This is a genomic window from Microcoleus sp. Aus8_D2, from assembly GCF_036702665.1.
Taxonomy (GTDB): domain Bacteria; phylum Cyanobacteriota; class Cyanobacteriia; order Cyanobacteriales; family Microcoleaceae; genus Microcoleus.
The window spans coordinates 31,321-38,520 of record NZ_JAUBUN010000058.1 but is presented as its reverse complement, the minus strand read 5'-3'; the positions used below and the strand labels follow the sequence as shown (position 1 = coordinate 38,520).

The following is a 7,200-nucleotide window of genomic DNA, read 5'->3' as shown; positions in this document are numbered from 1 at the left end:
GGCATAGGGCATAGGGCATAGGGCATAGGGCATAGGGCATAGGGCATAGGGCATAGGGCATAGGGCATAGGGCATAGAGCATACCTCACTTTTTTGATAACCGCTATAAGTTGTGATTTTTTAATTGAACTTTTCTGGCAAATAAGAGCTGTTTTTAGTAAATATCGGCTCCCCAAATATCACCTTTGAGTGAAGCAGCCACAAGGCGAGTTGGGATTTAAATAAATTGTGAATTTCAAACTAAGCACTGACAACTGACAACTGACAACTTTCACCTGCCTGCTATCTTCTAAACAAGCCATCGATCAAAGATGATACCGAGCTAATTAACCAGACGACAGCGCCAGCCAGGAAAATGTTTTCTCGAAGTTCTCTTTTATTTATACTGTAACCACCTCTGCGCCCGCCACTGCCAGCACCGTCTCTCTCCAAATCATAAATTACTTTCTCCGCGTACCATCTCTCCGACTTGCCGGGATACCTATCTCTAGCATTAGCCAGCAGTCGTTTTGCCAAAGATTTATTTCCTTTAACAGCCTGTAACAAATGTCTGTCTATGCCCTCAGTGTTCTGGGAATCTTGCCATATCAAAAAAGCGATCGTACCAATTAGTGCTAGCAGACCAATTGTGATTAATGGTTTCACAGTTTACTTTTTGGTTAAATTATGGGATGATTTTATCTTTTAGATTTGAGCGCGACAAGATGCAAGCCTAATATCTATACAATTGTTAATATACAATTGTTAATATTTGGGGCAGATCGTAGCTGTTGGTTGCAAAAACTCGCTTGCCAGAAATGCGATCGCCCGCTCAACGCAGTATGATTAAATTATCAAAGCCTGTTCGAGCAAAGACGATTTAAATGCCTGCCCCCTACGCACCCCCCACCGTAACAGCCTTTCCCCTAACAGCCGTTGTTGGGCAAGAAGCCATTAAATTAGCGCTGCTGTTGGCAGCAATCGATCCGGGATTGGGAGGAGTCGCGATCGCCGGTCGTCGCGGCACAGCCAAATCTGTCATGGCTAGAGCCCTACACTCCCTGCTGCCGCCCATTGAAGTGATTAAAGATTCATTCTGCAACGCTGACCCCACTTGTCAAGAGGAAAAAAATCTTGTAGAGACGGGATTCATCGCATCTGAAATCGTACCGGGAGAGGAAGAGAATTCCCAAGTTACTGAAATAATTCCCACACCATTTATTCAAATTCCTTTGGGTGTCACCGAAGACAGACTCTTAGGCTCAGTCGATGTCGAACAATCGGTAAAATTCGGTCAAACAGTATTCCAACCAGGACTCTTAGCCCAAGCAAATCGAGGCGTACTTTATGTAGACGAAATCAACCTCCTCGATGACAATATTTCTAACCAATTACTCACAGTATTAACCGAAGGTCGCAACCAAATAGAACGGGAAGGGATTAGCTTCCAACACCCCTGCAAACCTCTATTCATTGCCACCTACAACCCCGAAGAAGGCCCTCTCAGAGAACATTTGCTCGATCGAATCGCGATCGTCCTTTCCGCCGACGCAGCCCTCGAACTACAAGAAAGAGTCTATGCAGTAGAACAAGCTTTATCCTACTCCAGCTCCCCCCAAGAATTCCTCAACCAATACGCCGAAGACACCGACAACCTCAAAACCCAAATCATCCTCGCCAGAGAATGGCTCAAAGATGTCACCATCACCCACGAACAAATAGCCTACCTAGTAGAAGAAGCCATCCGCGGCGCAGTTCAAGGACACCGCGCTGAAATCTTCGCAGTCCGAGTCGCCAAAGCCGCCGCCGCCCTTGAGGGACGCACAGAAGTTAACGCCGAAGATTTGCGCCGCGCGGTAGAATTAGTCATCGTACCCCGCGCCACCATCGTCCAAACCCCCCCAGACGAAAACACACCTCCTCCTCCTCCCCCACCACCGCCACCCCCAGAACAATCGGAACAAGAACAAGAAGAAGACGAGGAAGAAGAAGACAAAGAAGACGAACCGCCAGAAGAACAAGAAGAGACTAACATTCCCGAAGAATTTTTGTTCGACCCCGAAGGCGTAATTCTCGACCCCGACGTGCTGTTTTTCGCGCAAAATGCCAACCGCCAAGGCAAATCCGGCAGCAGAAGCACCATTTTCTCCGAAGATAGAGGTCGTTATGTCAAGCCAGTATTGCCCAAAGGCCCCGTGCGCCGCATCGCGGTTGACGCGACGCTGAGGGCGGCCGCACCCTACCAAAAAGCCCGCCGCGACAGGAATTCTCACCCCCCCCAACCCCCCCTTACTAAGGGGGGGCAAGAGGCGAGTCAGCGCCGGGTATTTGTGGAACAGGGAGATATTCGGGCGAAGCGCTTGGCCAGAAAAGCTGGAGCTTTAGTCGTCTTTGTCGTCGATGCTTCGGGTTCCATGGCCCTCAACCGCATGCAGTCGGCAAAAGGTGCAGTCATGCAGCTACTCACCGAAGCTTATCAAAGTCGCGACCAAGTGGCGCTCATTCCGTTTCGTGGAGAACAAGCAGAAGTATTGCTACCGCCGACTCGCTCGATAGCTTTGGCCCGCAAGCGCTTAGAAAGGCTGCCCTGCGGTGGCGGTTCCCCCCTCGCCCACGGTTTGACGCAAGCAGTGCGCGTGGGAGTCAACGCGCGCCAGTCTGGAGATATCGGTCAAGTGGCGATTGTTGCTATTACTGACGGACGCGGTAATATTCCTTTGGCTCGTTCTTTGGGCGAACCGATTTTAGATGGCGAAAAGCCGGATATTAAGCAGGAATTGCTGGAAATTGCTGCTAAAATTCGCGGTTTGGGAATGCAGTTGCTGGTGATTGATACCGAGAGCAAGTTTATTTCGACCGGCTTTGCGAAGGAGTTGGCCAAGACTTCTGGCGGAAAATATTATCATTTGCCGAAAGCTTCCGAACAGTCGATCGCAGCTATGACTAAAAATGCTCTGCGCGACGCGATCGGCTAAAACTCTTAAATCGAGATTCCATCAGCCTAGATTGTGGCACAGGCATCCCGCCTGTGTCCCCTCTGCCCTTACGTATTACGTATTACGTATTCCTGATGACTCATGACTCATGACTGATGACTGATGACTGATGACTTCTTCTTAAAAGTCTAATTTTTAACTCTCGCTCTCCGGCGAGTCACCACCAGCGAACCCGCAACTAAACTCAACCCCGCCAGCATTGAAGGCTCAGGAATTTTCACCGGCAGAGGTACCCGGCTTACAGTTCCCGGGCTCGCGCTCAGATAAGTTGTACCTTGGGGGGGTTGACCTATCTCAGCCAGCAGCAAATTTTCTGAACTCTGGGATGAAGCAGCGGTAGAAACGGCTCGGACATTAGCTGCAAGGGCAGCTTTGCCGCCGGACATCGCGGCGGTGACAGCCAAGATAATTCCGGCTGTAGGTGGCAATAATTTGCGAGCAAAAAAGGTGGGCATGAGACATTACCTGTTTGACATTTTGTCGATCGATCTAAATACTTTCACAATGAATTTTCTTTAGATACCCTGTCTAGACCACTTCTACAACTAACCCAACCGATTGGAAATTTTAGATTGATTTTAGATTTGAGATGATTGAGGTTTCCTGTCCCTAGTTTGAACTAAGTCGCCAATCAACCACCTACAATCAACTGCTGCCCCTGCCTCGATTTTAAACTCCTCAATCCCAAATCGTAAATCCCAAATCCCCAATTGATTGACCTGTGCTACCTGCAATTCGATCGACTTTCAGCTTGTCCTCGCCACAGATAGCGCCGGCCCTTTAACCTCAATTATAGCTCGGCCGCGATTGGCAGCGCTGTCAGAGGGCGAGATCCCACGGCACAGACTGACTTGTACGCCGTTGATTATAAACAATCGCTCCCTGCTTGGGAGTGATCTGATCCCCATTCTTTATCAAATCTTTAAACTACTTCATGTTTTGTCAACAACTTGTAAAGCTGTCAAAATAGAGATAGCAAATCTCAGCCAAAATTAGGTAAAATCCTCGTGAGTAACACCAGTAACTTCCGCGAAGCCGTGCGCGAGGCCAAAAACCACGCGCTGGTAGGCCCCAACGTCATCGCTAACGCCCTCCCCTTCGTGGGCGGCGGACTTGTCTTAACGGCTGTCGGCACCTACGGCGGCCTCGGAGTCATCCGCAACTATCCCGCAATCTTCTTTCCGACGTTTATTGGCGCGATCGTCCTAGAATTAATTCTGTTCTTCGTCGCCAGCGCCGCCGCCGAACAAAACAACAAAAACACCGCCTTGCCCCTGCTGGCAACCTACAGCCTGCTTTCCGGCTACACCCTCAGCGGATTGGTGTTTACAGCCCTCAGAACCCAAGGCGTCGGCATCGGCGGCATCGGTTTTGCAGCCCTAGGCTGTGGGATTACTTTCATCGCCGCCCGCCAAATTGGCTCCAACCTTTCCGAACAAGACGGCATGGCCCTCACCAAGACTATCAGTTTAGGTGTCATTGCTTTGTTCGTAGTCATTGGCGGTCAATTGCTGCTGTCGCTTTTCGGCGTTTACGCCCCAACCTGGTTGGAAATTGGCATTTCTGGTATCGGCGTGTTTATATTTGCTGGTGCTGCGATCGTCGATTTTTACATCTTACCCCGCAGCTACCGCGACGATCAATATTTGCCCGCCGCTCTGTCGATGTACTTGACCTACATCAACTTGTTCATCTTCATTCTGCGCCTGATGATTGCTCTCAACGGTCGCGATTAATCCAAACTTTAGCTTACTAAAAAAGAACCGCAGCGCGATCGACATTCGACTGCGGTTTTTTATTACCTTGACAATTCCCGCCCGCATCCGCGTTTATCCGCGTTCATCTGCGGTTTAAAAATTTTTCTTAGTATTGTTGCCTGCCAAAATGCTACAATCAAAAATACACCCCACAACTAGGAGAAGTCACAGTGGAAATTCTAGAGACCAAACACAATATCGAAACTTTGTGCGATCGCCTAAACCGCCTACAAGACTGTCTTTAGCTCAGAAATAACCGCTGAAAGCCAAAAGTTACAACAGCTAACAGCACAGCCCGCATCGGGCAACAGCACCAACACAGTTGAACCCATACTCCAAGAACTAGACGCACTGCAATTCGATCGCGCAAAACTCAACCAGTGCCAAACTCGTTTCGCAGATATTAACGCAGCAGTCGAGTTGCTGGAATTTCAAGCAGATGGCGAACTAGAGCAAGAACTTCAAACTAATTTAGCTCAACTCAACCACTCTATCGAAGAGTGTGAAATAGAGCAATTATTGAGCGAACCTCGTGACAAAAATGGAGCCTACCTCATAATTAATGCAGCAATACATGACCTAGATGCTCCAGACTGGGTAGAAATGTTGCTGAAAATGTACATTCGTTGGGGACACAACCGAGGCTATAAAGTTGAGTGTGTTGAAGAGTCCCCAGCGTCCGAAGTAGGAATTAATTCTGTAACTTTGGAAATAGACGGACGTTACGCTTACGGCTATCTAAAGTCAGAAACCGGAATGCACCGACTGCAACGTACATCGCCTTTGAATATTACCAGAAAGTGGCAGACGACTAAAGCGACGGTGGAAGTTGTGCCAATGTATGTGGAACTGGAGATTCCACAGCAGGATTTAGAAATAATCTTGCCTTCTCCCTACGTGATTTCTGGGAAAGTCCCAACTTGGGTGAGGATGGTTCATCGTACTGGTGTTTTATCAATATCTAACTGTGAGCGGAGTCAACTGCAAAATAAAGAGAAGGCTCTAGCGGTTCTCAAGAGCAAACTGTTTGCTATTATGCAAAGACAAGAAGTTGCAGAAATTTCCGACATTCAGTGCGATCGCCTAAAAACATTCCTCAACCAACCAATTAGAAAATATCAATTTGCCAGCGACAGCACAAACCAAGACAAAGTTCTGGATGTGCGTACAGGAATCGAAATCACAGCCGTCGCCGAGGTACTAGACGGCCAACTTGACCGATTCCTCAAAGCCGCTGCGCTGCTGCAAAATTGATTTGCCGGTGCAGGTCAAATTTCAGCTAAACTCAAAAATACACCCCACAACTAGGAGAACTCACAGTGGAAGTTCTAGACATCAAACACGATATCGAAACATTGTCCGATCGACTGGGTACCACCCAGGACTATCTTTGACATCCCCGCACTCACAGCCAAAATCCAAGACCTAGAGCAAATCTGCGCCCAACCAGCTTTCTGGGACGACCAAGATAAAGCCCAAGAAACCCTCCAAGAACTCAACGACCTCAAATCTCATTTAGACCAATACCGCGGCTGGCAGACTAGCCTAGAAGACGCTAGAGCTATTTTAGAACTGCTGGAGTTAGACGCAGACGAGTCCCTGTTCCAAGAAGCCTCATCGAGTCTTTCTCAGTTAACCCGCGAACTCGACCAGTGGGAACTGCAACAATTACTCTCGGGGCCCTACGACGAAGGCGGCGCAGTTTTGACAATTAACGCCGGGGCGGGCGGCACAGATGCTCAAGATTGGGCCGAAATGTTGCTGCGGATGTACACCCGCTGGGGCGAAAGTCAAGGTTACAAAGTACATTTAACCGAGATTTCTGAGGGAGAGGAAGCAGGTGTTAAATCTGCCTCTTTGGAAATTGTCGGCCGCTACGCTTACGGCTACATGAGGTCAGAAAAAGGCACTCACCGCTTGGTGAGAATTTCGCCTTTTAACGCTAATGACAAGCGTCAAACCAGTTTTGCGGGCGTGGAAGTGATGCCGGTGCTCGATCGATCCGTTAAACTGGATATTCCAGAAAAAGATTTGGAAGTCACGACTTCCCGCGCAGGCGGCAAGGGCGGACAAAACGTTAACAAGGTAGAAACCGCCGTTCGCATCGTTCACCTTCCGACCGGTTTAGCCGTCCGCTGCACCGAAGAACGCAGTCAGTTGCAAAATAAAGAAAAAGCTCTCGCCTTACTGAAGGCTAGGCTGTTGGTGGTTGCTAGAGAACAGCGGGCCGCCGAAATTGCCGAAATTCGCGGCGACATGGTAGAGGCAGCTTGGGGCAACCAAATTCGCAACTACGTGTTTCACCCCTATCAAATGGTCAAGGATTTGCGGACTGGCGTTGAAACAACCGCCGTCTTAGATGTGATGAACGGCGAATTAGACCCGTTTATTCAAGCTTACCTGCGACAGGAAAATCAGTTAATAGCCCAAACCGATTAACCCCTACCCGCAGTCAAACAGGATCGAGC

The 7,200-nt window shown here is 48.9% G+C and carries 6 protein-coding genes; 4 read left to right on the top strand and 2 right to left on the bottom strand.

What is annotated here, in order from left to right:
• Positions 1-282 precede the first annotated feature (282 nt).
• Positions 283-645, bottom strand: coding sequence for a hypothetical protein (locus QUB64_RS29545; protein WP_333277543.1), 363 nt, complete (start codon positions 643-645; stop codon positions 283-285).
• A 218-nt stretch (positions 646-863) separates the two neighbouring features.
• Here QUB64_RS29545 and bchD point away from each other — a divergent pair, with 218 nt between their 5' ends.
• Positions 864-2,954 (top strand): magnesium chelatase ATPase subunit D, encoded by a 2,091-nt coding sequence (bchD, locus tag QUB64_RS29540; protein ID WP_333277545.1) that lies wholly within the window; start codon positions 864-866, stop codon positions 2,952-2,954.
• Positions 2,955-3,103: 149 nt separating this feature from the next.
• On the opposite strand, the gene QUB64_RS29535 is transcribed toward bchD, so the two are convergent.
• Positions 3,104-3,430: a PEP-CTERM sorting domain-containing protein gene (locus tag QUB64_RS29535; protein WP_333277547.1), complete on the bottom strand. Its 327-nt coding sequence runs from the start codon at positions 3,428-3,430 to the stop codon at positions 3,104-3,106.
• 552 nt (positions 3,431-3,982) lie between these two features.
• On the opposite strand from QUB64_RS29535, the gene QUB64_RS29530 reads away from it, so the two are divergent.
• The 3 genes from QUB64_RS29530 (at position 3,983) to prfB (ending at position 7,171) form a co-directional block, all read left to right on the top strand.
• Positions 3,983-4,711: a Bax inhibitor-1/YccA family protein gene (locus QUB64_RS29530; RefSeq protein WP_333277549.1), complete on the top strand. Its 729-nt coding sequence runs from the start codon at positions 3,983-3,985 to the stop codon at positions 4,709-4,711.
• Between the two features lie 273 nt (positions 4,712-4,984).
• A complete protein-coding gene (locus tag QUB64_RS29525) occupies positions 4,985-5,986 on the top strand; it encodes a PCRF domain-containing protein (RefSeq protein WP_333277610.1) in 1,002 nt (333 codons plus the stop codon).
• A 65-nt stretch (positions 5,987-6,051) separates the two neighbouring features.
• A protein-coding gene (gene prfB, locus QUB64_RS29520; RefSeq protein ID WP_333277551.1) for a peptide chain release factor 2 occupies positions 6,052-7,171 on the top strand; the annotation gives its coding sequence in 2 pieces (ribosomal slippage) (positions 6,052-6,123 and positions 6,125-7,171; 1,119 coding nt in all).
• Positions 7,172-7,200 lie beyond the last annotated feature (29 nt).